Here is a 25,744-nt window from a genome sequence, read left to right as displayed (position 1 = left end):
TATTAAATGGTTTCACTTCTAATTAATATTCTAACAAATAAAATAGCACTAATAAATAATTTATTCAAATTGCAATCCGGAATTTTCCATAAAAATCCTTTCTAATGTAGCAGATGGCATCGAAAGATAAAGATTTATTAATTTTTCTAATGATTTGTCGTGTGAAGCCTCTATTTAGTTGTATATGAACTTAAATTGTATTATTTTTAAAAGAAATAAAACTATGTGCAATTGAGGGATTTTTATGAATGTAATGAAACGAAAAAAATCGCGTCATAAAGAAACATCATTGATATTCTCGTTTTTAGCTATTGTTATTTTATTTTTTTTGGAAAGACAAATGACTTATTAGTTATTGTTTTGGTTAATATAATTTCCTTAATTGCTATTTTATTCAGTGCGTTTAGTGTTGTTCGACATGCAGATGTTCTGGCTCATCGGCTAGGTGAGCCCTATGGATCATTGGTATTAAGTTTATCAGTAGTTATTTTGGAAGTAAGTTTGATCTCCGCATTAATGGCAACTGGAGGAGCTGCACCAGAATTGATGCGTGATACGCTATATTCAGTGATCATGATTGTAATAACAGGTTTAGTAGGGATTTCTCTCTTACTGGGAGGTTATCGGTTTGCAACTCAATATGTCAATTTGGTTGGAATAAAACAATATTTGATAGCTATCATCCCATTAGCAATGCTTGTTCTTGTTTTCCCTTCTACATTGCCAGAAGAAAATTTCTCAGTAGTTCAGGTAATAATTTTTGCAGCAGTTTCAGCTATAATGTATGGTGTTTTTCTGGTTATTCAAACATATACTCATAAAGATTTATTTATTTATTTATTTATTTATGAATATGAATATGAAGATGATATGGATAACGCCTCCCAACATGATATTACATCCAAGTACAGTACTACCAGACATGGGATATGGTTGGTTATTCACCTAATTGCCGTTATCACTGTAACTAAAATGAATGCTATCACGCTGGAATCATTATTAACGGTTCTTAATGCACCAAAACAGATAACCGGATTTTTAATCGCACTCCTTATTTTATCACCAGAGGGTGTTGGTGCTATTAAAGCGGTGCTTTTGAATCAAGTACAACGAGCTATGAATATATTTTTTGGATCAGTACTTGCTACAATATCTTTAACAGTACCAGTAGTGGCAATTATTTCCCTAATTACAGGCCAAACCATTATTTTTGGTTTGGATGTTCCCCATATTATGATACTAAGTACGGCATTATTACTGAGTCATATTTCATTTTCATCAGGCCGAACAAACGTACTGAATGGTGCTTCGTTATTAGCTATCTTTGTCGGCTATCTGGTCACTCTTTCATTATAATCATGACATTGATTATTGTCCCTTATCTTAGAATCAGCAGCGTTGCTTTTAGTGTAATTCAATCTTATACGTAGTATCTACTAACATAGCTAAATTTGAAATATTGAATAAAAACACATGTACACCAATTATAGCTGCGTTATCCCAGAATCTAACTGGAGATCGAGGGTGTGAGCATAAAATATAAATACTATCTTATGAGGACACATTGAAAACTAACCAGCTATATGTGGTGAAAGTAGCGGAGTACCATTAAGACAATGAATTATTGTAAAGTATTAATCGTTAGAAGGATATGTAATTTCCACAGGAGTCATTTAGTGTTTTTGTGGAATTGCTGGTTATCAAAACCAAAACAAAATGTAAATTAATCAATTAGTTGAAAAAAGAATAATCATTTATACCAGGTAATAATCTGGAAACTATTTTATGATTTAAATCAGATGGTTATGCGATTGATGTAAATCTACTGCTGCGCCACATGGGCTGGTTTGAAGCCGCTGACTTAATCGTTAAAGGAATGGAAGGGGCAATCGCTGCCAAGACTGTGACTTACGATTTCGAACGCCTGATGGAAGATGCTAAACTCCTGAAATGCTGAGAGTTTGGTGACGCAATCATCAAACACATATAATTAAGTTTACAGTGAAATAGTTAACGGGGGGTAATTAGTTCCCGTTGTTTTTTTAACCACTGAAAATCTTCCCCAAAACATCCCCAAAACTCTTCCCCAATGCTCTCCGGTTCATTGATGCGCCTCATGTTGAATTGGTTTAGCTTTACTAATTTCAAATAGTTGCTATTACTTAATTTGATTTCACTTTACTTTCTTACCAAACCTACAATATATGGTGATCTGTATGATAAAAATTGATTACAACGCTTATCGTTCTGTTGAGGCCTTCAATCGTCGCGTTCGGTTCTTAGTTATGCATTACACAGCGTTAAATTTCAAAGATTCAGTTAACGCGCTATCGGGTTACAGTCAGGCAAGTGCGCATTATTTGGTTCCTGACCCAACGGATAAAACATACAAAGATGCCGGTTTTAATGACATGAGAGTATTTAATCTTGTTGATGAAAATGACAGAGCGTGGCATGCAGGAATAAGCACCTGGGCCGACAGAACAAATATAAATGATACCTCGATCGGTATTGAGATTGTCAATGAAGCGAGTGACAACAATGGTCAATTCAGCTTTCCGCCTTATAATGATGAGCAAATTGAAGCCGTCAAACAACTGGCTCTGAATATTATCTCCCGATACCCTGATATGTCACCAACAAATATTGTGGGGCATTCAGATATAGCTGTTGGGCGTAAAAGTGATCCCGGATCAGCATTTCCATGGCAGAGATTGTACGAAGCCGGAGTGGGTGCCTGGTATGATGAGGAGACTAAAGTTTTTTATACAAAAAAATGTAGTTCGACTCAGGGAATGCCGTCAAAGCAAGATATTTTAGGTAAACTGAATAAATACGGTTACGATATATCAGGTGCAACAACGGATAATGGTTACAAAATGCTGATTCGTGCATTTCAGCTTCACTTTAGGCCTTCTATTTATGATGGTTATATGGATCTTGAAACGGCTGCAATTATCTACGCATTAGTCGATAAATACTTTCCTTAATTTTTAAATAATTAATTGAACAGGCTTCGCAATCTCGAGGCCTTTTTATACCTGTGACCCGTCCTGAATAGAGTTGACACGTTCCTGACTTAAATACGGAGAACGTGATAATGACTGAATTCAAACGCACACAATGTGATTAATATTAATAATGATTAGTTAACAAGTTAGAGAACATCTTAAATTAAATATGCGTAAGGGTTAATAAATTAGCCTTACGCAATTAAATTAATTCAGAAGGTTTTTATTGTTATCTATGATGCTTTTAATTAAAGATTCCCCCGGGAAATCAGAAATAATAATACCAACCGTCCTGTTAATGCCTTGATTGTTGTATTGCTTAATTTTATCTCTGGTCAAAATATTGGTTCCTTCAAAGGCTATTGTGCAAATCCCTATAAAGCAATTTATCCTTGGAAAATCTGGGTAGCTATGCTTCCATCCTGGTGTTGTAAGCCCCGTTGAAAGCCTTGGTGCCTTGGTGCCCGGGGACGAATGCCCGCTGGCAACAAAGTAAGGAAATGATCCGCCAGAACCACTTAGATAGTTAATATATGTCATGTTGGGGCTTCCGTAATTTGCTATATCTAATTGTCTTTTTACATGCTCCCATTTTGAATATAAATCCCAATTGGTTTTGAGGCGATATTCGTCTTGGATATTTGCTGACCAATAGGGCACACCATAGTCCCGGAAATCCCCCCCATCACCTAGTATGATAAACTTACCTCTCACCTCTTTTAATTTGGTATTTAATGATTTTAGATTTATATATTTATCCTTATGTAAAGAGATATAATGCTTAAGAGTGTCAATCATAGAGCGCGTGTTATTGTTATTTGGTCGCATCTCTTCTTTTAATCTAAAGATAACTGTTTCAGATGGATTGGTTGAAAGGAATTTATCTGCAGAATTTAAAAAATCACCAAACATGACATCCAGAAAAACAACACCATGATGCAAAGCAAACCTATCACTTGTATGCCTGATACGTATGTCAAACATACGGATACCATATTTTAGTTGTTGGTCGAAGTTGAGTGTTTGAGTCGCAACACTGTCTACGAAACCTTTGTAAGCAGCGCTATCATGTGTACCCGGAATTGCTATCTCAGAAAGTAGTACATCATCCCTGATTGTGCTCATCCACTTTGATTTGTCAGTGAATCCATCAGTAGCTTTTCTATAATATGCAGAATCCCAATGCGCATAACTAGTTGAGCAAAAAGACAATACCAGAAAATAGAAAAATATCTTAAACATTTTCTTGAGCCCTTAATGTGAGAATGGATATTTTGATAATACAAATTGCACAACCTGTAATGAGGGTTATATCGTGCTAATTATAGTGTTTATGTAAAAATATTTAACTATAAAAAAGGATTGTGCAGTTTAAAAATAATATAAAACAATGCAGTATATTTAATTATTGTGTTTATATTAATTATGGATATGAATAATCACCAAAGCTATTTATTTACATGTTAACTTATACGTATCCTATTATGCTTAGGCATTAGATTGTAGTGGTCAACTAAAACTGACCACGGTTTTAGCGTTTTTTCGGTATCTGACGTCCGGCAAGCCATCGCCCCATCCGGAAGCCCCTGTGTTGTTCTGAGATGAGCATATCACCTCTGTTCAGGTGGCCAAATTTATTAAACCACTACACTTGTTGCAAAAATTGAGTGGAGACTATTTTTGTGTGAAACACCCAATACGTTTTGAGTAAAAAACACGCTAATTTATTATTTTCAACAAGCCCCGGTACCTTGATGTATATCTATTGTCAATACAACAGTACCTTACATTTAAGGGTATACCCTAACGTTACAAAATCGGAATTTATAGTATTCTCTGTTGTAAGTTGTTATTCATGGGGATACTTAATGCATTTTTGAGTGTATTTAATAGTATTAAAACAGCTCGTGATTAGATATTTAATCATAAAAAAATTACACATGACACGATTTATCATGATAAGGAGAAATAATGTTACCAGTCTTGAGTAATTATTCTTTACCCCAGGCTTTAAATCCGCCAATACATACTGCAGATACTGCCTCTCCGCACCTTAATAACATCATCCGGGAGATAAAAAGTGTTCGAAATACTAACGCTCATTGCGTAACAGTTTCTCATATGGACACGTTATATGACCCTATCTCTTATGGCCGTGGACGGAAACTGGAAAGTATAAAAACGTCCTTTAAAAACAATGTAAAATCTTTAAAAAAATACAATATAAGCATCAATACGGAAACGTATACTAAATTAGGTCCATCCGGACAGAAAGAAATAGAAAAAACTATAGATGAAAGATACCTTTCTTTTGAGAATGGCACCTGGGTTGGAAAAAAAGATGAACACGTTTTACGTTTTAACCTTCCCAAAAAAAAAGGTAATTTCAGAGTCGAGCTTGCGCATAGAAATAATTTGAGTATGAACACTGATTCTATGTATGAATTTCAAATGAGAGCAGGCTATGCAGCACATAATGTAATTTTTTTTCAGGTAAAAGAGTGTGGCGGTGATATGAAGACCCGTGGTCGGGGACGGCCTCCGGTATCTCTTCATTTAAAGAATGAAAAAGAAATATATATTGCAATTAACTCGGAAAATGGAAATGTATTAAGAAAAAAAATAGCAACGCTTAGCTGCCCTCAGGAATGGTATAAATTCAAAGTCAGGATTGTCTGGAACAGAAATCACCCGGGTATTCAGGTGGCCATCAATGGAAAAAACACGTTTGAGACAACTGTTTCATTTGGTGCGCATAATTCCAGAAACCATTATAGCAAGTTTGGTATTTATGTTCCTCAGCAAAAAGATAAGGAAGGAGTAAAAAATACGGCACTTTTATTTGACAATGTTAAAGAGACTCATCGTTTTTTCAACCCTAAGGTTCGGCATAATAAGGTAAATAAAACATAATTAATTTAAAAAATGTATTGACTTATGATATGGAAAACAATTTACATTTATTATGAACCGCGATTAAAACGATTTTTTGAGTTTGAGTGCTGTTAATGTTAGCCCGGCTCTCTTGATTGCGAGCCGGGCAGGATAAATGCGAGTCCATTATCACGGGCTTGTTGCAAATAATAAATTAGCGTGTTTTTTTCTCAAAACGTATTGGATGTTTCAGGCAAAAACAGTCTCCACATTAAATAATCGATTGATACAGGCAGATAGCTGACGTTGACATCGTTTAGCGGTGTTGAGCCATACCATCGAGGGCACCACGGGATAATAGCTGGTGCAACAATCCCCATTGAAACGTATTTGCAGGTATATTTTTTCTAAAGAGAAAATCAATCGCGTGAGTGTTCCTCACTTTCTCAATTTACGAGAAAGCGTCAGGTAATGAGTAAAAAGACGTAAAAATATTATAAATTAACATGGGTTAAATAATCGTAATCCACATTAAAAAAACAAGGTCGATATGGCGATATTTAAATGGTATTGTCATTGTAACAGTGATTGAATCAGAAAGCATTAAAATAACGATCCTTAGCCGGCGTGGTAATAAAAATAAAACTCACGTTTATTTTCATGTTTGCATCAATATTTAACTCCTGTGTCATTAATTATAACAGGGATGTAAAAGGCCTGTGCTTTGAGTATAGTGCGGGTGGCTCACACTGCTAATCATTATTTCAATGATGGTATTAAGTAAAGTCCGGAAGTGTGCAGTAAAAAGTATAGTATTTGTATTCAATACCGGTTAATTTTAGTTATCTGAATGCAGTTGGATACGTACTGTTATAATTGAGTCTATTAAAATCATATAGATAGTTATATAGAGAGGTATTGTTATGAGCGTATGGGATAAATTCAATAAATTAAAAACATTGAAAATTATGTTTCATGATAGATCAGATGCTAAAAATGCTGAAATTTTCGGTAATGGTATAAATCAGGTTAAAATACTTATTCACATTAATATAGAAAGCACGGATACATATACAGATAAGGGTGAAACATATCACTATGACCTGGATATCACGGATAAAGAGCTTAATGAGGTTCTGAGTTTGGTTACCTACCAGAAGGGTGAGAAAATTTCACGGAATAACGGGAAGTCATCAGTACGTTACTGGAATTCATCAACAACAGAATCGGCCTTTTCTGCAGCATTCGGCTATGATATGTTTTTTACAAAAAATGAATATGTTGCTTCATTAAAATCGGGGCAGGATTTTATTTTTTATGTATCCGCAGCGGATTTTTCCGCTGATCAGGATATTGAAATCGCCGCTGAAGTTGATATTCCCGGAGTAGGTGTTTTTAATACAACATCTCAGGGTACTGATACGATCAATGGCTCCCAAGGAACGATGTCTGGTTCTGTATTTAAAATGCCAGCCTATGTTCATGTACATGCCAGGACAAAAATAGATTATTCGGAGAAAAAAAACCTATTTTTACGACAAAGTGGTTGGGCACCTGTAGGAAAGCAAACATTTACTGTTCATGACTATAAGTCTGACAGTAAATACTGGGTTAAAGAAGATGGTGCATCCTTATACCAGAGTATTGTTGAGGTCTATCCTGGTCAAAAGGATACGTTAAAATTCATTAGTGTGGATTTTTCCCGTGATAACCTGATTACATCAAAAGAACTCCTTGATGGAGAAGCCAAATGGCATAAGCACAAGGAGCCCGGTATTATCTTAACAGATCACAGAGATAAGATAGTAAGCCTTTCGGCAATGGAAGGGTTTGGTAAGAACGTGAATCACCCGGATTATGATGTGTATTTTTGGGGTAAACCGGACAGCGATGGAATGCAAGGGTTTTGCCACCTGGCTGATTCAGTATGGCAATATAAGGTTGAGGTTAATATTCCGTTTAAAAATATTTCCGGAGGTGGTGTATCTATTGTCGGTCATAAAATAAGCATACCCACAGGGAAAAATGTTTACTCTAATCACTGGAATGGAAAGTCTTCTCCTGCAGTATATTCTGTAGTTGATAATTACGGTAATAAAGGAACATTTAAAATTAATTTTTTTGTGGACCGGACACATTATGAAAATCTGGGTAAGGTTGATTTAGGATAAAAAAGTTTATTTATCTTTTATTTTACAGCATTTTTTATACTGTGTTTTTCTGAAAATATATTCTCCCTAATAATCAATTCCGGGTATAGCTGGCTATATCCGGTCACGCCGGTCTATATCAGGAGTATTTATTATGAATGATAATTTTACGTCACAGACATCCAACTTTATCAATGCCATGAACACGGGGGTCGATCCGCGTACCGGTCAGTTTATGGTTAGTCTGCCCGTCGCATCGCTGGTCGGCAATCATCAGCTGGGCCCTGAACTCCCCCTGTCTCTGAGCTATTCATCGCTGAACAGCATTAACAGTGGTTTCGGTACCGGTTTTGCCCTGAGCCTGACACAGTTTAATAACAGAACTCATTTACTGGAACTGAGTAACGGTGAAAAATACCGGGTCAGCCCCGGTACCGATAAGGTACGCAACCAGAAACTCAATAGTTTTTGTTTTATGTTTACCAATGGTCAGGGAGACGGGGAAGGGTATACCATTTTCTGGAAAGACGGTAAAACCGAACGACTGACAAAAACCGGAGATGATGAGACATTCGTCACCACGACCGTCATATCTCCGGCAGGGCGGCGGCTGCATCTGTCCTGGGATCGGAGCGTACAGGTGCCCCGCCTGTCTGAAATCAGGGATGAGTCCGTGACATTGTGTCGTGTAAATTACCGCAGAAACGCATCTGTAGTCACTCTGTGGCCGGGGACCGGAGATGAAAGCCATATTCAGTTTGAACTGCTGAACGAGATGTATCTGGACTGTATTTTCCGCACAATACCGGACGGTAACAAGCTGACGTGTTATTTCAGTTATGATCTTCTGCCGGGAATGAACAATCTGTTGCTTACAGGGGTGAAATACCCGACCGGTATGACAGATGACGTTGTTTACAACAGCCTGGAGGGGCTCAGGTATCCTGCTTCATCAAAGGTCACTGCCCGTTTGCCGGTGGTGTTCACGCATACCCGGAATCCGGGAGCCGGACAGCCGGAAACAATCCGGCATTTCTCGTACACCACGCAAAACTTCCTCGGTTTCAACGGCAATTTTGGTGACTGGTCTGCCGACAGTGATTATATCTATACCACATTAACGGATTATACCTACGGTTCAGAGGAAAGTATCTCAAGTGGTGGTGTCACCCTCACCACGAAGCGGGAATACAATAATTATCACCTGCAAATCTCGGAGGAAACCCGGAAAGGCAGCTGTATTGTCCGGGAGGATATCACCTATTATGTCAGGCCTGATGTCTTTATTGACGGGCAACCGGCCCAGTTTCAGATGCCCGCAAAGAAAACGGTTACCCTGACTGATACCGCTCTGCCTGCCGCAGAGCAGACCCGTACGGAAATGACAGAAACAACATTTGATGAACACGGCAATCCTGTCAGTATGAAAGCCCCTGACGGCACACTGACTACCTATGAATTTTATCCGGCAGAAGGCGGGGGCCACTGTCCGGCTGAACCGAACGGGTTTGTCCGGTTCCTGAAATCCGTGACGGTAACACCGCGGGACAGTGATTATGATGACACACCGGAAAAAACCACAGCATACACCTACCGCCTGTTAGGCAGCAGCCCGGGCTGTGTGGTGCAGGACACTGAATCCGTCTTCAGCGGTGATACGCTGTTATCTGTACGTACCACGGAATATGAGGAAGACGCCGAAAATACAGAATATGGCCGCGTCACATCATTCACCGATATCCGGTACAACCCGGATGCAGGGGGGCAGTCGTTTACCGGCAGACAGGATTTTGATACTGATGTCAGCGACAGCGGCCTGATGACACAAACGGTTATTTTTACCGGTTATGACGGGTTACAGTCATCTGTCACACAGAGCCGGTCTGTGTATAACGGGCTTTTGCATTCTGAGGTTTCACCACAGGGGATAGAAACCCGTTACACCTATGATACAACGGGGCGGATACTGACGCTGACAGAGAATGCCGGTTCCGCCGGGTATGAAAACACTACGGTATGGACGTATGAAATCACAGCAGAGGGTCCGGTCACAACCCTGCGGGACAGTACCGGTAATCAGGAAAAACATTATTTCGACGGTGCCGGTCGTCAGGTACGCAGTCAGGTGTTGGATACCGACCATACACACGAATGGTTTGATGTTACCTCAGTACAGTATGATGCTTTCGGTCAGGAACAGAGCAGCACGCGACAGGACCGGATTACAGCCGGGACGGATGCCGGCAGGCGCTTTAAGATCAGCGGTTCCATGGATTATGACAACTGGGGGAATCTGTCTGAAACGGCCTTTTCAGACAGTCTCCGCGAACTGACACAGTCAGATCCTGTCCGGCAGATTTTCCGCACACATTCACAGGGCGGGGAAGGCGCGGCTTTGGTAAAAAGCGGCACTGTCAGCACCCGGCTGGATAACATCACCGGGTTGCCGGTGCAGGAAACGATGACGGATGTCTCCGGGGCTGAGCAGGGGCAGCATAGTTATGTCTATGACGGACTGAACCGTCTGCGGGAAGAGAAAGACACAGACGGTAATATCACCACCTATTGTTATGACCTGTTTGACCGGGAAATTTCCAGGACACTGGCTGACGGCACGGTGGTTACCCGTGAATATGCCCCTGCTTCAGATGACGGGCAGGTCAGCGCGGTTAAGGTATGCGGTCCGGGGACTGACGGAAAAACGCTGACCATGGGGCAGCGTGAATATGACAGTCTGGACCGGCTAACCCGTGAAACGAGCGGTGGCCGGATGACCTGGTACCGCTATGAAGGTGCCTCTCCGGTGCCGGCTGAAATCACGTTTCCGTCGGGGAAATCACTGAAATATGATTATATTCCGGAGCTGGGTAATGTTCCCCATCGTGTGAGCGGTGAGGGAATAAATCAGACGTATGACAACGATAACCTGACCGGCGCGCTGTTAAGTGCCCGCGAGGCAGATACCGGATACGGCTGTGTCTGGTCACCGTCAGGCAAACTGATTCAGGAGCGGTTTACCCGGCGGAACTGTGAGCGGCAGGCTGGCTATACCAGTACACTGGGCGGCGCTCCGCTCAGCTATACGGATATTACCGGGGCGCAGACATGTTATACCCGTGATGAATACGGACAGGTTACCGGAATACAGGACAGTGAACTTGACGTTGCGCTGGGCTACGATGCCCTGAAGCGCCTGTCCGTTCAGACTGTGACAGACAGAGCCGGCGACGCCCGGCTGACCACGGCGTTTGAATATGACGATTTCAGCCGTGAAATCAGCCGGACACTCACAGACAGTAAAGGCGTCACGCTGACCACAGAAATGCACCGGCTGAAAAACGGATTGCTGAGCCGGCGTGTCACACGGCAGAGCAGCACGGTGCTGAAAGATGAATACTATGAATATGACCGCCGTCACCGTCTGGTCAGTTACCGGGTGAGCGGCAGCACCCCGCCGCCGGATGCTTACGGTAACATGCTGTCAGGTCAGCAGTATCAGTATGATGCGATAAATAATCTGATCACGGTTATCACCACGCTGGCGGACGGCAGTAAAGATACCGCCGTGTATCACTACCGGAATGCCGCGGACCCCGCTCAGCTGTCAGAAGTGACACATACTCATGCGGCCTATCCGCCGCGGATTAAACCGGAATATGATGCCAACGGCAGGATGATACAGGATGAGGCAGGCAGAACCCTGGTTTACGATGTGGCGGGGCGGCTGAAGGGGGTCAGCGGAGAAAATATTAACGGCGGCCGTTATCAGTATGATGCCCTCAACCGGTTGGTGAGCCAGCATGTCAGCGACGGGGATGTGCGGGAGCTGTATTACCGCGGGAACACCCTGGTCAACGAGGTTCTGGCGGCAGGCCGGCAGGAGACGCGGCTGATTAAACGGGGCGGTCACTGTCTCGGTATGAGTCAGGGGGGGGATCTGACGCTGACGGGAACGGACCACAACAGCAGCCTGATATGGTCGGAGAATAAAAATGACGGGGCAACACTGCATAACTGGTCACCGTATGGCAGCGGAAATCCGGTTGATTTACTGCCGGGGTTTAACGGTGAGCGGTGTGACCCGGTGAGCGGCAGTTACCATCTGGGGAACGGCTACCGGGCCTATAATCCGGTGCTGATGCGCTTTAACTGTCCGGACAGCCTGAGTCCGTTTGGTGAGGGGGGGATTAACCCGTATGCGTATTGTGCCGGAGACCCGGTTAATTTTACCGACCCGTCAGGCCATATGAAAACCGGTGCCGGTGTAGCAATCGGCCTGGGGATTGTCGGTATTTTTGCTGCCGCATTTACTGCCGGACTGTCCATGTACGTAGCGTCAGCGGTAGGCAGTCTGACAGCAAGCGCGGCGATTTTTTCGGCCACAGTGGCGGTCAGCTCGGTGTCAGTGCCGTTCCTGATGGCAGGGGTAGCCGTCATGTCTGATGTGGCGGCAATAGGCTACGGTGCCACACAAAAAAATTATCCGAAGGCATCGTTTGCTTTGGGAGTGACATCACTGGCTTTGGGTATAGCCACGATAACAGGATTCACAGGGAAAAGTATTGCGGCTAAAATTGCGGGAAGTATGAAAAAAACAATACTCAAATACAGCAATCATTCGGCTAATATTGTTGAGTTTGATACATTTTTTCTCATTAAAAGTGGGGGTAACACCGAAAATAGGGTGATTATAACTGCACATGGCGCTCAGGCACCTTTTAGCCGTAAAACACCGGTACGGTCAGGCCAGGAAATAAGATTTTACGCAGATAAATATTTCGCATTGAGGGACCCCGGTATATCCAGAGTAACAAGTAATCAAGTTACTCACCGTGAGTCTTTTCGGAGTCCATCAAAAATAAGGAATTACTATTTGAGTTTTTATGAAGTGGAGAATTTTCCGGATTTGAGTAGTATAGCCAACACAGATCAAGTTGATATAATTATGATAAAAAAAACGACCAGTTTATATCATATATTAGACACCCTGAGACAAAACGGAGAAAATTATAAAATCGTCGATTGTCTATTTTGCAGATCGACTATTACGGATACTCTTTTGGATTCCGTGGGAATAAAAATGCCATCTCAGGACGCGTTACGGCCTCCACTGGTCAAATGACAAAGTCTCTGCTTTTCATCAGACATTGATTGTGATTGTTTCCGGGTGTGCTATGGCGGAAGGCTATCAACCCGTACGGTTGATAGCCTTCAGTCACCGGCCTTCCGCAGCATATTTTTGTCAGCCCGCAAACAAAAAATCAGTGAAGGCCGGGACCGTCAGATGAAATGTCGCCGTCCGGCGATTTTTTTATGTCAGTTTTCCTGATAAAGGAAAACAACGGTAGCGGTTAATTAGCCGGGTCACCTGATACCGTTATGAAATAATACAGATTATTTTTATAAAACAATCATCCTCTTGATGAATCAAGGTTGGTTATTTGTTTTATGAATATGAGAAAAGGCGGAGAAATTCCTTTTATATTTCACTTAGTCTCAGGTGGTATTATCAGTTTGTAATGGTACGTTATTTTTCATTATATTTACATATAAAATAATCTTATGTAATAATGCCGGGTCAATTATCAGGAATTAGCCTTATGCATTATGTAGTTATATCCCATTTATCATTATGCCTGCTTGTCGGATGTGCCGAGGCAGGAAATAAAACGCGTTCCGAATTAACCATAGCCACCACCGATACACACGATAATCTTATGAATAATGCGGCCGCAAAGCCGTCTTACATGCTTTCCGGTCGCTCTAAATTTGAACAGGACGCAGAGGAAAGCCAAAATAAACTGAATGAAATTTTTAAAGCCGGACTGCAAGAAAGCAAAAATACCGGTATCAATAGTGATTTTTCTTATAAACCTGATGAGTTTGCTTCTGATACCTATGGTCAGTATACGTCCCCGGAGGTTGTCTGGAATAGTGAAAAGCAAACTTATGAAGTAAAACCATCAGCACGCATGACTTTCACAATAGCACCCTGATTTATTATCCGGCCGGCCGCGGCATAATCTTCGTACAAAACGGATGTGGTATTAAACCGTAAACCAATATCAAATTTTCAGCGTTTGATCTTTGATTTACAGGCTGAAATCGCAGATGATGATTATATAGTCACTGACAGGAGGTAAATTGTTATGTTTCCGGAATACCGTGATTTGATTTCCCATCTTCGCCAGAATAATCATCAGTTTCGTACGCTGTTTGATAAACACAACCAACTCGATCATGAAATTGCCCGTCTGGAGAAATCCGACAGAAGCGGCTACAGTGAGGAAGTGGTGGAACTGAAAAAACAAAAATTACGTCTTAAAGAAGAGATTCACCAGCTTCTTAAAGATCCGCCGGAAGATGACTGAATTTCCTTACTATGCCATCGGTTAATCCGGTGGCTTTTTGTTTACAGCGACAAAAAAGAGAGGACAACATGATTTGTTACCGGCAGATGGTCAATACAGACTGCGGGCAGGTTGCTGCCTTATTACAGGAGAATGCACAGTCGCGGCAGGGGGGATTGCTGGGGGAATATCCGCTGAAAAAAGTCGAAAATATGTTTGCGCAGGCACTGACGGTGATTATTGCACAGGATAACGACGTGATTGCCGGGGTGGTATTCAGTTTTCCGGTACAGTCCGCACACATATCGCCGGTGACCGCAGTCATTTCACAGCAATTCGGTGAGTTACTGGAAAATAACTGGTTTTACGGCCCGGTCTGTATTGCGGCGGATTATCGCGGGCAGGGAATTTTACCGGCGCTGTATCAGCGGTTGTGTGCAGAAAACAGCGGAAAACCGGTTGCCTTTATTCATCAGGATAATGAACGTTCGATCCGGGCTCATCTGAAATCCGGTATGAAAGAGGCCGGTCATTTTATCTGTGATAATACCCCTTACTTACTGATGATTGGCCGCTGAATATCAGCGGACTTTATCTTTTCCGGTTTTTATTTCCTGTTTTTACGTATCAGTGACTATACTGAAACCGTCATTATGATTTGCCGTATTAACATGATTTTCAACTGAGGAGCTTGTTATGGGGTATTACGAGTTAAAAAAATCAACCAAAGATACATCGCAGCCGTATTATTTTGTTCTGAAAGCCGGAAACCATGAAATTATCGCCACCAGCGAAATGTATGCCTCCAAGCAGGGGGCATTGAATGGTATTGCGTCTGTACAGAAAAATGGTCCTTCTGACGTCATTAAAGATTTGACCTGATCAATACCGGTAAATTAAACGAAGGCTCCTGATGGTTGCTCTGCCAATATCAGTGAGCCTTTTATAGTTACAGGGAAATACCGGAAAATGACATAAAACCGAGAGACATCAGCCCTGCAGAGATAAAGGTAATACCCAGCCCGCGCAATCCCCGGGGAATATCAGAATACTTCATTTTTTCCCTTAATCCGGCGAGAGCCGTAATGGCCAGCAGCCAGCCGATTCCGCAGCCTGCACCGTATGTAATGGATTCAGTAAAGGTATAATTCCGTTCAATCATAAAGATGGTGGCGCCGAAAATAGCACAGTGGATAGTCAGCAGAGGCAGGAAAACACCAAGTGAGTGATAGAGGGACGGGATGAATTTATCGAGGAACATTTCCAGAATCTGAACCAAAGCAGCCAAAACAGCAATAAAGGTAACAAATGACAGAAAAGTAAGATCAATACCCTCAATAATTGCACCATCAGACAGCAGGTAATGATAGATCAGGTTGTTGATCGGTGTGGCAACAGTCAGCAGAAAAACAACGGTCAGACCGAGTTTAAAAGAGGTATTAACCTCTTTGGATACGGCAAGGAAAGTACACATTCCGAGGAAAAAACTCAGGGCCATGTTCTCAATAAACGCTGCTTTTATGAAGATATTAAGATGATTTTCTATCATTGCCCCTCCTTTATTATATTTTGATTGATTATTTTAATAAAAACAGTACATTAAATAAAGTGCATTCCCTGTTAAATGAGGTGATGTCATGAAATTAGTCAAAAATAAATGCGCAGCAGCGCTTGTTAACCATTATTTCCCTGATTTATCTGCAGACTTGTCCGATTATGATATCGCGGAGAATAATCATTTTTTCAGTGTAAGAATCTGGATTAAAAACGAAATTTATCCTGATTATATTATTTTTGAAAAGTGTACTGTGTCAGGAGAGCTGTATCTGATTAAATCGCTGTCAGACTGCTGTTAATCTCTGTTTTCTGCTTATCCGGAATTCAGACGTTTATCTTTCCTGAGAACCTCATCCTGGCTGAAATACAATACCGGTTGTCCCGCACGCAAAAGCAGATTGCCCGTTTGCTGTTTATAGTATGAGTAACGATTATGTTCAGCGGGGCAGGTATTGTGTTTTTACTCTTATTGGCGTGTGGCTGTATTGTCGGTTCGACAACGGTACTGTTTGGTTTCGGCGGCGGATTCTTTATTGTTCCGCTGCTTTATGCATTGTTAACAACTACGGCGGACAGCCATACTGCGGCGGCGGCCATGCATATCGCAGTGGCGACATCTACCGGAGTGATGATATTCAGCGCATCAATGGCAACCTTTCGTCAGCATCGTGCCGGAATGATTAACTGGCCTCAGGTGCGCCCGCTGGCGGGATACATCGCGGCGGGGGCGGTTGCAGGCGCACTGCTGGCGATTGCTGTTCAGGGAATGTGGGTTAAGTGGTTGTTTATTGCTTATCTTGCTATCACTATTCTGGACAGCATTTTCCGTCCCGGGTTTATGACGCAGTCAGCGTCTTATCTTAGGCCAATGTCCGCGGGGGCTACTGCGGCAGCCGGGACAGTGATTGGTGTGGTGGCTGCGTTTCTGGGCGTGGGCGGCAGTGTAATGACCGTTCCGCTGATGCGCCGTCGCGGGGCGGAAATGGCACAGGCGGCAGCAATGGCCAATCCGCTGTCTTTGCCGATGGCACTGACCGGCACACTGACTTACATTTTGCTGGCCCGCCATGAAACGGCGGCATTCGGCAGCGGTTTTGCCGGTTATGTGGATATTCAGGCTTTTATATTGCTGATTGCCGGTTCCTGGCTGGGGCAGAAAATCAGTGCGCCGCTGATTGGCCGGATACCGGATAAACTCTATGCAAAATCTTATCTGGCACTGCTGGTATTTGTGCTGTTGGTGATGGTGATGGTGCAATAACCCGGGATCTCCGCCGAAAAATAATCATTTCCGGAGAAATAACTGATTTTGGGTGTCTGCGTGATTTTGTGATCTATCAGCTTTACTTATATCTCAGGATACCCTTAAATATCCGCGGGTTCTTTGTTTGTCAGATACTAAGTAAGGTTTACAGGAGATTCGATCATGTCACCAATGACGAAAAGTACGATGGTATACCCTATTGGTTTCTTTACCTGCATGGCGCTCATTATCTTTGTTATTGCGTTAGTGATTTGATGACGGGTAATTAAGAAGAAAGGAAAACCTCCCGCGTATGAACGGGAGGTTTTTTTACGGCCCCGGTATGGAGCCGGTTTAATCCGCGGATAGCACCGTTATAATGTTCAGATTGCGCTCTGTTTTTCCTCTTTAATTTTTTTCGCTTTTTTTCCTTTCTCGCTTTTTACTTTTGCGTCATGTTTTACGGTTTTTGCATGGCTGTCCGTTTTAGTGGCGGTAATACCGGAATGTGCCGCTGAAACTGCCGGTGCCGGAGTCGATGCCATTGCGCCGAAAGAGAATAAACCGGTCAGAGTTGCAACAATAAGGGCTGAATGTTTCATTATGATATCCTCAGGATTACGGGAGTATTTATACCTGCTCAGCGGGTATGGATGAAACATATTCCTGTTTTTTTTGCCGCACAACGGGATATACATAAACAGCGGTAATATTTTCAAATCTCCAAAAAACTGACAAATCCTGATATTTTACTATAGTTAAGAATCAGTGATTTTTATTTTAAAATCATATTGTTGTGCTTGTTTGTTTTTGAATTTAAACGAATCATCAACAGAAAATAAATTCATGATGGACCCCGGTTAAGCTTTATTTGCAATTCTTCTGTCAGCCTGACCAGTTGCGTCTTGTCTTTTTCTGAAAGATATGCTGTGTAATTATCCGCAAAGCGGTTGATACGCTCCATGCCTTTGATGATCTTTGCTGCAGCTTTATCGATATCACTCTGATTTGTATTCATTGTTTTATCCTTTACAGTACCGGTGTTATGACTATTATCAGAAAAAATAGTAATTAATAGCTTAAATTGAATTAATCCGGTTCATCATAAAGAATTAAGGGAGTCTTCATTTTCTTTTTTCCGCAGAGGAATACTGTGAAAGGTTAAATAAAAAATCGGCACTGGGATCAGGTGCTATCGGGTTCAGTACTACGCCGGGGATTAAATGAGGTATGAGTTACCGTGCCGGAGACTCTCCGGCATGGTATTATTCAGATTACCAGCCGGGAACGGCTCCGCCGTTAAACAGCGTTTCCGCTGCTTTGGCGACTTCCGGTGACTGATAGGCTTTAATAAATTTTTGTACATTCTCCGCATCTTTATTATCTTCACGGGTCACAATAATATTGACGTACGGTGATTCTTTATCTTCGATAAATACACTGTCTTTTACCGGTGATAAACCGGTCTGCTGAATATAGGTGGTACTGATAATCGCTGCTGTGACTTTCGGATCTTTAATCACACGGGGTAACTGAGCGCCTTCCAGCTCCATGATATTCAGTTTCAGCGGATTTTCGGTAATATCCAGCGCGGTAGGTAATAAACCGGTGCCGGATTTTAATGTAATCAGCTTCTCTTTTTCCATTAATAATAATGCGCGACCCAGGTTTGTCGGGTCATTCGGCATGGCAATGGTATCACCGGTTTTTAATTCACTGATATTTTTGATTTTATCGGAATAACCGGCCATCGGAAATACAAAGGTATTTGCCACGGCGACCAGGTTATAACCTCTGGCATTATTATCCTGAGCCAGGAAAGGACGATGCTGGAAGACGTTGGCATCGAGATCGCCATTGGCGGTCGGATCATTCGGTAGCAATGAACCACTGAAACCGACCAGTTCGACATCCAGCCCGTATTTTTCTTTGGCCACTTTTTTCGCGACCTCCGCCACATCCTGCTCGGCGCCATTAATCACACCGACTTTAATTTTTGTCATGTCAGTTGCGCCCTTATCACAACCTGACAGTAAAAATCCCAGTGCTAAAACGGCACCGGAAAAAAACAGAGAGAATTGCTTTTTCATTATGTTCACCATTCTGTTTACTGAAAGTATGTATCAGTAAATAGCGGCAAAATGAAAGAAAGGTCAACGGGAAGGGTGATGCAAAAATTTCATCTTGACAGAAATAAAAAAAAGCCCGCAATCCGCGGGCATAATCACAACATTTCTTCAGGGTACTCTCTACTTGGATGAACTCACTATACCGGAGCGGATGTGTAGTAGTGTCCGGCTTTTTAAATTCTGGTTAATGTATTATCGGGATTTGTCAGCAAATCATGACAAAATGTGACAGAGGGCACATTCATACCCAAAAGTTATCCCGGTGAGAAAAAAAGAATATAGCAAACCGGAAAACAGCCGTTGTATTGAACAAATACGCAGTTACTGATCTGTTCAGACTACGAGATTCCGATATACTCATTCCGGAAGCCTGTATAATGATAAGTAATGCATGTTGTTATTTATCAACGAAAAACGGAGCAACAATATGCCAAATAAAATCTTTTCACCAAAATATAATCCGGTAGAGCGAGTCGCTTTTGATATGGCACTGGCTCTTGCATCCAAAATTGAATCAGTTAACACACCAGCACAATTAATGGCCGAGATCGCGGCGCTGTATCCGGAATGCTACAAAGCGGCGGATAACCAGCGTAAGCGGGAATATCTCGGATCACACGTCAAACTGCATTCGGTCGGGTAATTCTGCGGCTGACGGAGAGTGCTTTTGTGACTCTGTCCATTGGTCGTCTGTTCAGAGATAAGACCGGAGGTTTTTCATTGCATTCTCCGTTAAGGGAAAATAACACGATCCTTTCTTTTCGTCTTTACGCAGACTAAATCCATAAAAAATGATTCCGGGAGCAGCGGGTGAGGTTGCTTTTTTTCTGAAATAATTAGCACATTTGTATGCGTATACCCGGTTGGTTATCCTGAACAACAGATGATCATGCTATAGCGGTTTGGTGCGGATACGTAACCGGGTTAAATAACCCGTGGTTTTGATGTTTATGATAAATAAGTTAAATGGCTTTATTTATTGATTTTTCGATAGCTTTACACTCAGGGCTGTTTCCGTCAACCTGGTCTATTTTGCCCGGCTGGTTCCCTTCCGGAGTATCCATTTTTATTACGCATGCATCCTGATCGGTTTGGTGTTTGATTTTTGATGAGCATCCGGCAGCCAAAAGAAAAGGTACGATAATTAATAATGTTCCGGTCTTGTGCATGTCAATTAACCCTATATTGCAAAGTATCAAAGCCTGATGCTATCAGAGTAAAAAGATGAAATAAAAACTATTTTGCGGTTCAGTCAGGTAATGTGTGGTGATGACCGGTAACAGTGAATACTGTGACGTGCTGATTTTCCAAGGGGTGTTGGTAACGGAGGGTAATGCGAGGTTATCCGGTCTTGGTGTCCCCTGCAGGAATCGAACCTGCAATTAGCCCTTAGGAGGGGCTTGTTATATCCATTTAACTAAGAGGACATGATATCTGATTGTATGACCGGTTTTGCGGCGGGTCATATGTTAACGCTCAACCCCGTATTCTATCAAGTCTTTATTTCCGCTTTGTTTTTTCTCTGTTTCCGGTTACCGGTGCATTTTTTATGGGGTGCGCCGGTCCAGGATGTACTGATTGAGTGCATCCGGGACCAGGGTGTTTGATTGTATTTATGGTAATGTCTTCGTAACCTTTTGTTTCAGCCACGAAATAAAAATATCGGCTTTCGGGTTTCGCCTGTCACCAAGCATCGCAAAGTAATATCGCTGCCTGCATGTCAGTGAAATATCGCCGAAGGGCATTACCAGCATCCTGCTCTGAATACGTTTTTCCACCAGTTGTTTACGTCCCATCGCGACACCGGCATGGTTCATTGCCGCCACAATCGCCAAATCTGAACGATCAAAACACAGATTGCGCCGGTGAGGGAACAAATCAGGCTGATAGTGTTCACTCCAGGCTTTCCATTCATCGTAATCCGAGTTACTGCTCCATGCCTGGCGGTCATGCAATAACATGCAGTTCCTGAGCTGATGAAGATTGTTATACAGATCATAACGCTTTGCATATTCCGGGCTGCATACCGGCACGATCGATTCTGACATCAAATCGTCGCAATAGAGATTAGGTCTTGATATATCATCGTAATAAATTGCGATATCAATACCATAGCCGCGAAAATTGACATCATCATTACCTGTCAGCAGATTCAGCTGAATAGCAGGGTACTGCTCTGTGAAATCCGCGATCCCGGGAATCAGCCAGCATTGCGCCAGTGACGGGCGGGAATAGACGGTTAACTTACCGGAGATTTCCTGATTTTTGATATCAATGATTTCCTGATTAATGTCATCCAGGTTTTTCCGTAATGCCCAGTAGATGCGTTCACCGTCTGATGTGAGTTCAACCCGCCGGTGAAAACGCTCAAATAACCGGAAGCCCAGCTCATTTTCGAGGGTGTTGATCCGGTGACTTACCGCGCCGGGCGTCAGTGCCAGTTCCTGTGCTGCCAGAGCAAATGAACTGTGCCGTGCCGCCGCTTCGAAAGTATGCAGGCGTGACAGCTGATGACTTGATACCCGTTTGTTGCGCCGCAGGGATCCTGACGATTCATACCGGCTTATCTCCGATGACATAGCCCCTCTCTTTTATTACTCAGGATGTTTTTTGTATAAAGAATACCGCGTTTAAGGTGAATTTATATGATGCAATTCACGAAAAAAGCACTGATTTTGACGAATGTCACGCATTTGAGTTAATGCAGCTAATTCAAAGCCCTGGTTTCATCGTTTGTCACCCCTGAATATTTATTATCCAATAAATGCACAACAACAATATAATCAGGGGTAGGATATGGACTCTGTCATGTGGATGATCGGCACGCTGATTTTCAGTATCTTGCTGATCATTATTTCAATTATTAAATTTAAGTTTCACCCGTTTTTAGCATTATTGCTCACCAGCTTTTTTGTCGGCATTGCCATGAATATGGAACCGCAGGATATGGTCAGCGCCATCGAAAACGGGATTGGCGGGACACTCGGATTTTTGGCGGCTATTATCGGACTGGGAACGATACTCGGAAAGATGATGGAAATATCCGGCGCTGCTGAGCGAATCGGGATTACGCTGGAAAAGTGCCGCTGGTTAAGTCCCGATGTCACTATGATATTGATCGGCCTTATCTGCGGTATCACGCTGTTTGTTGAGGTCGGGGTTGTATTACTGATCCCGCTGGCATTTTCGATTGCCAAAAAAACAAATACCTCATTATTAAAACTGGCGATCCCGTTATGTACGGCGCTGATGGCCGTACACTGCATTATTCCGCCGCATCCCGCTGCGTTGTTTGTCACCAATGAACTCGGCGCTGACATCGGAACGGTTATTGTGGCAGGGTTAGCGGTGGGACTGGTTGCTTCACTGATTGGCGGACCGCTGTTTCTGAAATTTTTGGGGGATCGTTTACCGTTCAAAGTTGTACCGGCTGCATTTGCTGATCTGAAAGTGCGTGAAGAGAAAGAGTTACCCTCATTAGGCGCGGCGTTATTTACGGTTCTGCTGCCGATTGTGCTCATGCTGGTTAAAACAACCGCCGATTTAAACATGAGCAAAGATAACCCGTTATTCACCTTTTTACAGTTTATCGGTAATCCGATAACCGCCATGTTTATCGCCGCGTTTGCTGCTTATTACGTCTTGGGTATCCGCCGTAATATGGGAATGAGTACGCTGCTCAGTAAAACGGAAGAGAGCTTTAGCTCGATTGCGAATATCTTATTGATTATCGGGGCGGGAGGTGCATTTAACGGCATCCTGAAAGGCAGCGGGCTGAGTGATTCTCTGGCGCTGGTGCTGTCCGGTATCGATATACATCCGATTTTACTGGCCTGGCTGGTGGCTATCATTCTTCATGCTGCAGTCGGATCAGCAACGGTCGCCATGATGGGGGCGACCGCAATAGTCGCTCCGCTGATGCCGCTGTATCCGCACATCAGCCCTGAAATTATGACGCTGGCGATCGGCTCCGGGGCAATCTGCTGCACCATTGTGACTGATTCCTTATTCTGGCTGGTTAAACAATATTGTAATGCCACGCTGGCGGAAACATTCCGTTATTACAGTGTCGCCACGCTGATTGCGTCCGTTGTCGCGCTGACCGGCACTTTTGCACTTTCCTATGTGATTTAAAAGAGAGTAATGATGACTCAGATTAATATTGAAAAGTTAATTGCTGACTATCCATTGATTCAGGAACTGATTGATTTAACACCGGTGGCCTGGTTTAACCCCGGCGTAACCACCACGGAAGCGGGATTACCGTATGTGGGATTGACGCTTGAGGATGTGAAGGATGCGCAAGCCCGCTTAAGCCGCTTTGCGCCGTATCTGATGAAAGCATTTCCTGAAACGCAGGCCACGCAGGGGATCATTGAATCTGAGACGGCAGCGATTCCTGATATGCAGGCGGCTCTTGCTGCGCGCTATCAGACGCCGCTGGCAGGGAAAATGTATCTCAAGAAAGACAGTCATCTGCCGATCTCCGGTTCAATAAAAGCGCGCGGCGGGATCTATGAAGTGCTGACTCATGCGGAAAAATTAGCGCTGGACGCCGGGTTGCTGTCAACCGGTGATGATTATGCGGTGCTATTCTCCGATGAGTTCAGGCAGTTTTTCAGTCAGTATCGTATTGCCGTCGGATCAACCGGTAATTTAGGGATGTCCATCGGCATTATGAGCGCGAAGCTGGGTTTCAGTGTCAGTGTGCATATGTCTGCGGATGCCAGACAATGGAAAAAAGACAAATTACGTTCTCATGGTGTCAATGTTGTTGAATATGAACAGGATTACAGTATTGCGGTGGAGCAGGGGCGCAAAGAGGCAGAAAAAGATCCGTCCTGCTTCTTTATTGATGATGAAAACTCCTCCACACTCTTTTTAGGCTATGCGGTGGCAGGTCTGCGGCTGAAAAAGCAATTTGCTGAAAAAGGAATTACCGTTGATGAGCAGCATCCGCTGTTTGTGTATTTGCCCTGCGGTGTCGGCGGGGGCCCCGGTGGTGTTGCCTTCGGATTGAAACTGGCATTTGGTGATGCGGTGCATTGTTTCTTTGCGGAACCGACGCATTCACCCTGCATGTTGCTCGGGGTGCATACCGGTCTTCATGATGCCGTCTCTGTTCAGGAAATCGGTATTGATAATATTACTGCGGCAGATGGTCTCGCGGTCGGCCGGGCATCCGGATTTGTCGGCCGGGCCATGGAACGGCTGATCGACGGTTATTACACCATTGACGATGCAGAAATGTATAACCTGTTAGGATTGCTTGATCAGACGGAAGCTATCAAGCTGGAGCCTTCCGCGTTAGCGGGCATGCCCGGTTGTGTGCATGTGACCCGGAATGAAGCCTATTTACAGGCTAACGCGCTGACACCGGAAGTGATGGCGAATGCCTCACATCTGGTCTGGGCAACCGGCGGCGGCATGGTTCCTGAAGATGAGATGCAGAAATATTTATCACAGGCCAAAGGTAACTGACAAGGTAGTGAGCTGCTGAACAGACCGGGACCGGCAGGATGATTGCCGGGCCCGGTATCAGGTGATTATTTACGGCTCATTTCCTGTGACTTTTCTGTCGCACTGCGGACACCGGCTATCACCGCCTGACGTAAACCCATTTCTTCCAGTTTGGTGACCGCTTCAATTGTGGTACCGCCCGGCGAGCAGACCATATCTTTCAGTTCACCCGGATGTTTGCCGGTTTCGAGAACCATTTTTGCCGCCCCCATAACCGCCTGTGCCGCAAACTCATAGGCTTGTTTGCGCGGCATACCGCTTGCTACCGCGGCGTCCGCCATTGCTTCAATAAACATAAAAACATAAGCCGGTGAGGAACCGCTGACACCAATCACCGCATCAATCAGCGATTCCGGCACTAATTCGGCGCGTCCGAAACTGCGGCATAATGACATTACCAGCTCCGTTTCATCATCTGTCAGATAAGCATTCACGGTAACGGATGTCATCCCGGCATTGACCAGTGCAGGGGTATTCGGCATCAGACGGACCACTTTAGCGGATGGCGGCAGGGCGGCTTCCAGAGCTTCCAGTGTGACACCGGCGGCCACCGAAACAATCAGGGTATCTGCTTTCAGACAAGGGGAAATATCACGCAGTACACCGGGAACGGCATAAGGCTTTACACCTATAAAAATAATATCGGATTGTTCCGCCACCCGCTGAGCCTGTGCTTCGCCGTGAACACCGAATTCCTGAGCCACGCGGTCTGTACTGGCCGGGCTGTGGTTATGCACAAAAACAGTATCGGGAGAAATAATTTTTCCTGAAATCAGGCCGTTAAGGATGGCTTTCCCCATATTCCCGCAACCAATAAATCCGATTTTTTTATTCATGATGGCTCCTGTATTGCTGATAAAGACTGACCGTAAAAGCAGGATACCACTCTGTGCCATCGGGGTAACCCGGT

The 25,744-nt window shown here is 43.4% G+C and carries 21 protein-coding genes, 1 tRNA gene and 2 pseudogenes; 15 read left to right on the top strand and 9 right to left on the bottom strand.

Annotated elements, in window-relative coordinates:
* Nucleotides 1-244: 244 nt before the first annotated feature.
* From chaA to ACF8OF_RS16170, 3 genes and pseudogenes are all read left to right on the top strand, one after another.
* Nucleotides 245-1,356, top strand: a pseudogene (gene chaA / locus ACF8OF_RS16180) (sodium-potassium/proton antiporter ChaA).
* Between the two features lie 469 nt (nt 1,357-1,825).
* A pseudogene (locus ACF8OF_RS16175) lies at nt 1,826-1,957 on the top strand (NADP-dependent isocitrate dehydrogenase); the annotation flags it as partial.
* 259 nt (nt 1,958-2,216) lie between these two features.
* A complete protein-coding gene (locus ACF8OF_RS16170; protein ID WP_392497140.1) occupies nt 2,217-2,990 on the top strand; it encodes an N-acetylmuramoyl-L-alanine amidase in 774 nt (257 codons plus the stop codon).
* A gap of 228 nt (nt 2,991-3,218) precedes the next feature.
* On the opposite strand, the gene ACF8OF_RS16165 is transcribed toward ACF8OF_RS16170, so the two are convergent.
* Nucleotides 3,219-4,253: a phosphatidylinositol-specific phospholipase C gene (locus ACF8OF_RS16165; protein ID WP_392497139.1), complete on the bottom strand. Its 1,035-nt coding sequence runs from the start codon at nt 4,251-4,253 to the stop codon at nt 3,219-3,221.
* Nucleotides 4,254-4,982: 729 nt separating this feature from the next.
* On the opposite strand from ACF8OF_RS16165, the gene ACF8OF_RS16160 reads away from it, so the two are divergent.
* From ACF8OF_RS16160 to ACF8OF_RS16130, 7 genes are all read left to right on the top strand, one after another.
* On the top strand, nt 4,983-5,924 hold the full coding sequence (locus ACF8OF_RS16160) for a heparin lyase I family protein (protein WP_392497138.1): 942 nt from the start codon (nt 4,983-4,985) through the stop codon (nt 5,922-5,924).
* A gap of 884 nt (nt 5,925-6,808) precedes the next feature.
* Complete coding sequence (locus ACF8OF_RS16155) at nt 6,809-8,056, top strand: hypothetical protein (protein ID WP_392497137.1); 1,248 nt, start codon at nt 6,809-6,811, stop codon at nt 8,054-8,056.
* A gap of 133 nt (nt 8,057-8,189) precedes the next feature.
* Nucleotides 8,190-13,157 carry an RHS repeat domain-containing protein gene (locus ACF8OF_RS16150; RefSeq protein WP_392497136.1) on the top strand — a complete coding sequence of 1,656 codons (4,968 nt, stop codon included), beginning with the start codon at nt 8,190-8,192 and terminating at the stop codon, nt 13,155-13,157.
* 478 nt (nt 13,158-13,635) lie between these two features.
* Nucleotides 13,636-14,031: a hypothetical protein gene (locus tag ACF8OF_RS16145; protein WP_392497135.1), complete on the top strand. Its 396-nt coding sequence runs from the start codon at nt 13,636-13,638 to the stop codon at nt 14,029-14,031.
* 153 nt (nt 14,032-14,184) lie between these two features.
* On the top strand, nt 14,185-14,406 hold the full coding sequence (locus ACF8OF_RS16140; protein WP_025155049.1) for a YdcH family protein: 222 nt from the start codon (nt 14,185-14,187) through the stop codon (nt 14,404-14,406).
* Between the two features lie 68 nt (nt 14,407-14,474).
* A complete protein-coding gene (locus ACF8OF_RS16135) occupies nt 14,475-14,963 on the top strand; it encodes a GNAT family N-acetyltransferase (protein ID WP_262860060.1) in 489 nt (162 codons plus the stop codon).
* 118 nt (nt 14,964-15,081) lie between these two features.
* A complete protein-coding gene (locus tag ACF8OF_RS16130) occupies nt 15,082-15,267 on the top strand; it encodes a YegP family protein (protein ID WP_262860059.1) in 186 nt (61 codons plus the stop codon).
* A 67-nt stretch (nt 15,268-15,334) separates the two neighbouring features.
* Here the strand turns inward: ACF8OF_RS16130 and nqrE are convergent, their stop codons facing one another.
* Nucleotides 15,335-15,934, bottom strand: coding sequence for an NADH:ubiquinone reductase (Na(+)-transporting) subunit E (nqrE, locus tag ACF8OF_RS16125; protein ID WP_025155046.1), 600 nt, complete (start codon nt 15,932-15,934; stop codon nt 15,335-15,337).
* A gap of 88 nt (nt 15,935-16,022) precedes the next feature.
* Between nqrE and ACF8OF_RS16120 the strand changes: the two genes are divergently transcribed.
* On the top strand, nt 16,023-16,241 hold the full coding sequence (locus tag ACF8OF_RS16120; RefSeq protein ID WP_392497134.1) for a hypothetical protein: 219 nt from the start codon (nt 16,023-16,025) through the stop codon (nt 16,239-16,241).
* A gap of 155 nt (nt 16,242-16,396) precedes the next feature.
* Entirely contained in the window at nt 16,397-17,203 is an 807-nt protein-coding gene (locus ACF8OF_RS16115) for a sulfite exporter TauE/SafE family protein (RefSeq protein WP_279800387.1), read from the top strand.
* Nucleotides 17,204-17,568: 365 nt separating this feature from the next.
* Here ACF8OF_RS16115 and ACF8OF_RS16110 read toward each other — a convergent pair whose 3' ends face one another.
* The 3 genes from ACF8OF_RS16110 to nlpA form a co-directional block, all read right to left on the bottom strand.
* Nucleotides 17,569-17,787, bottom strand: a complete 219-nt coding sequence (locus tag ACF8OF_RS16110) for a hypothetical protein (protein ID WP_392497133.1) — start codon at nt 17,785-17,787, stop codon at nt 17,569-17,571.
* Nucleotides 17,788-18,029: 242 nt separating this feature from the next.
* Nucleotides 18,030-18,203: a hypothetical protein gene (locus ACF8OF_RS16105; protein WP_392497132.1), complete on the bottom strand. Its 174-nt coding sequence runs from the start codon at nt 18,201-18,203 to the stop codon at nt 18,030-18,032.
* Nucleotides 18,204-18,459: 256 nt separating this feature from the next.
* Nucleotides 18,460-19,275, bottom strand: coding sequence for a lipoprotein NlpA (nlpA, locus tag ACF8OF_RS16100; protein WP_262864504.1), 816 nt, complete (start codon nt 19,273-19,275; stop codon nt 18,460-18,462).
* 430 nt (nt 19,276-19,705) lie between these two features.
* Here nlpA and ACF8OF_RS16095 point away from each other — a divergent pair, with 430 nt between their 5' ends.
* A complete protein-coding gene (locus tag ACF8OF_RS16095; RefSeq protein ID WP_262881907.1) occupies nt 19,706-19,957 on the top strand; it encodes a hypothetical protein in 252 nt (83 codons plus the stop codon).
* 319 nt (nt 19,958-20,276) lie between these two features.
* On the opposite strand, the gene ACF8OF_RS16090 is transcribed toward ACF8OF_RS16095, so the two are convergent.
* The 3 genes from ACF8OF_RS16090 to dsdC form a co-directional block, all read right to left on the bottom strand.
* Nucleotides 20,277-20,483, bottom strand: coding sequence for a thiamine biosynthesis protein ApbE (locus ACF8OF_RS16090; RefSeq protein ID WP_262860054.1), 207 nt, complete (start codon nt 20,481-20,483; stop codon nt 20,277-20,279).
* A 183-nt stretch (nt 20,484-20,666) separates the two neighbouring features.
* Nucleotides 20,667-20,741, bottom strand: a tRNA-Arg gene (locus ACF8OF_RS16085).
* Nucleotides 20,742-20,927: 186 nt separating this feature from the next.
* Nucleotides 20,928-21,893, bottom strand: coding sequence for a DNA-binding transcriptional regulator DsdC (dsdC, locus tag ACF8OF_RS16080; protein ID WP_392497131.1), 966 nt, complete (start codon nt 21,891-21,893; stop codon nt 20,928-20,930).
* A gap of 217 nt (nt 21,894-22,110) precedes the next feature.
* Between dsdC and dsdX the strand changes: the two genes are divergently transcribed.
* Nucleotides 22,111-23,448, top strand: coding sequence for a D-serine transporter DsdX (gene dsdX, locus ACF8OF_RS16075; protein ID WP_392497130.1), 1,338 nt, complete (start codon nt 22,111-22,113; stop codon nt 23,446-23,448).
* A gap of 12 nt (nt 23,449-23,460) precedes the next feature.
* Nucleotides 23,461-24,795 (top strand): D-serine ammonia-lyase, encoded by a 1,335-nt coding sequence (locus ACF8OF_RS16070; RefSeq protein WP_392497359.1) that lies wholly within the window; start codon nt 23,461-23,463, stop codon nt 24,793-24,795.
* Between the two features lie 65 nt (nt 24,796-24,860).
* Here the strand turns inward: ACF8OF_RS16070 and proC are convergent, their stop codons facing one another.
* On the bottom strand, nt 24,861-25,670 hold the full coding sequence (gene proC, locus ACF8OF_RS16065; protein ID WP_279800378.1) for a pyrroline-5-carboxylate reductase: 810 nt from the start codon (nt 25,668-25,670) through the stop codon (nt 24,861-24,863).
* Between the last annotated feature and the right edge of the window lie 74 nt (nt 25,671-25,744).

This window comes from Morganella sp. TYF_1 (assembly GCF_043105645.1).
Taxonomy (GTDB): Bacteria; Pseudomonadota; Gammaproteobacteria; order Enterobacterales; family Enterobacteriaceae; genus Morganella; species Morganella morganii_B.
This window is presented reverse-complemented; position numbering and strand designations above follow the sequence as displayed.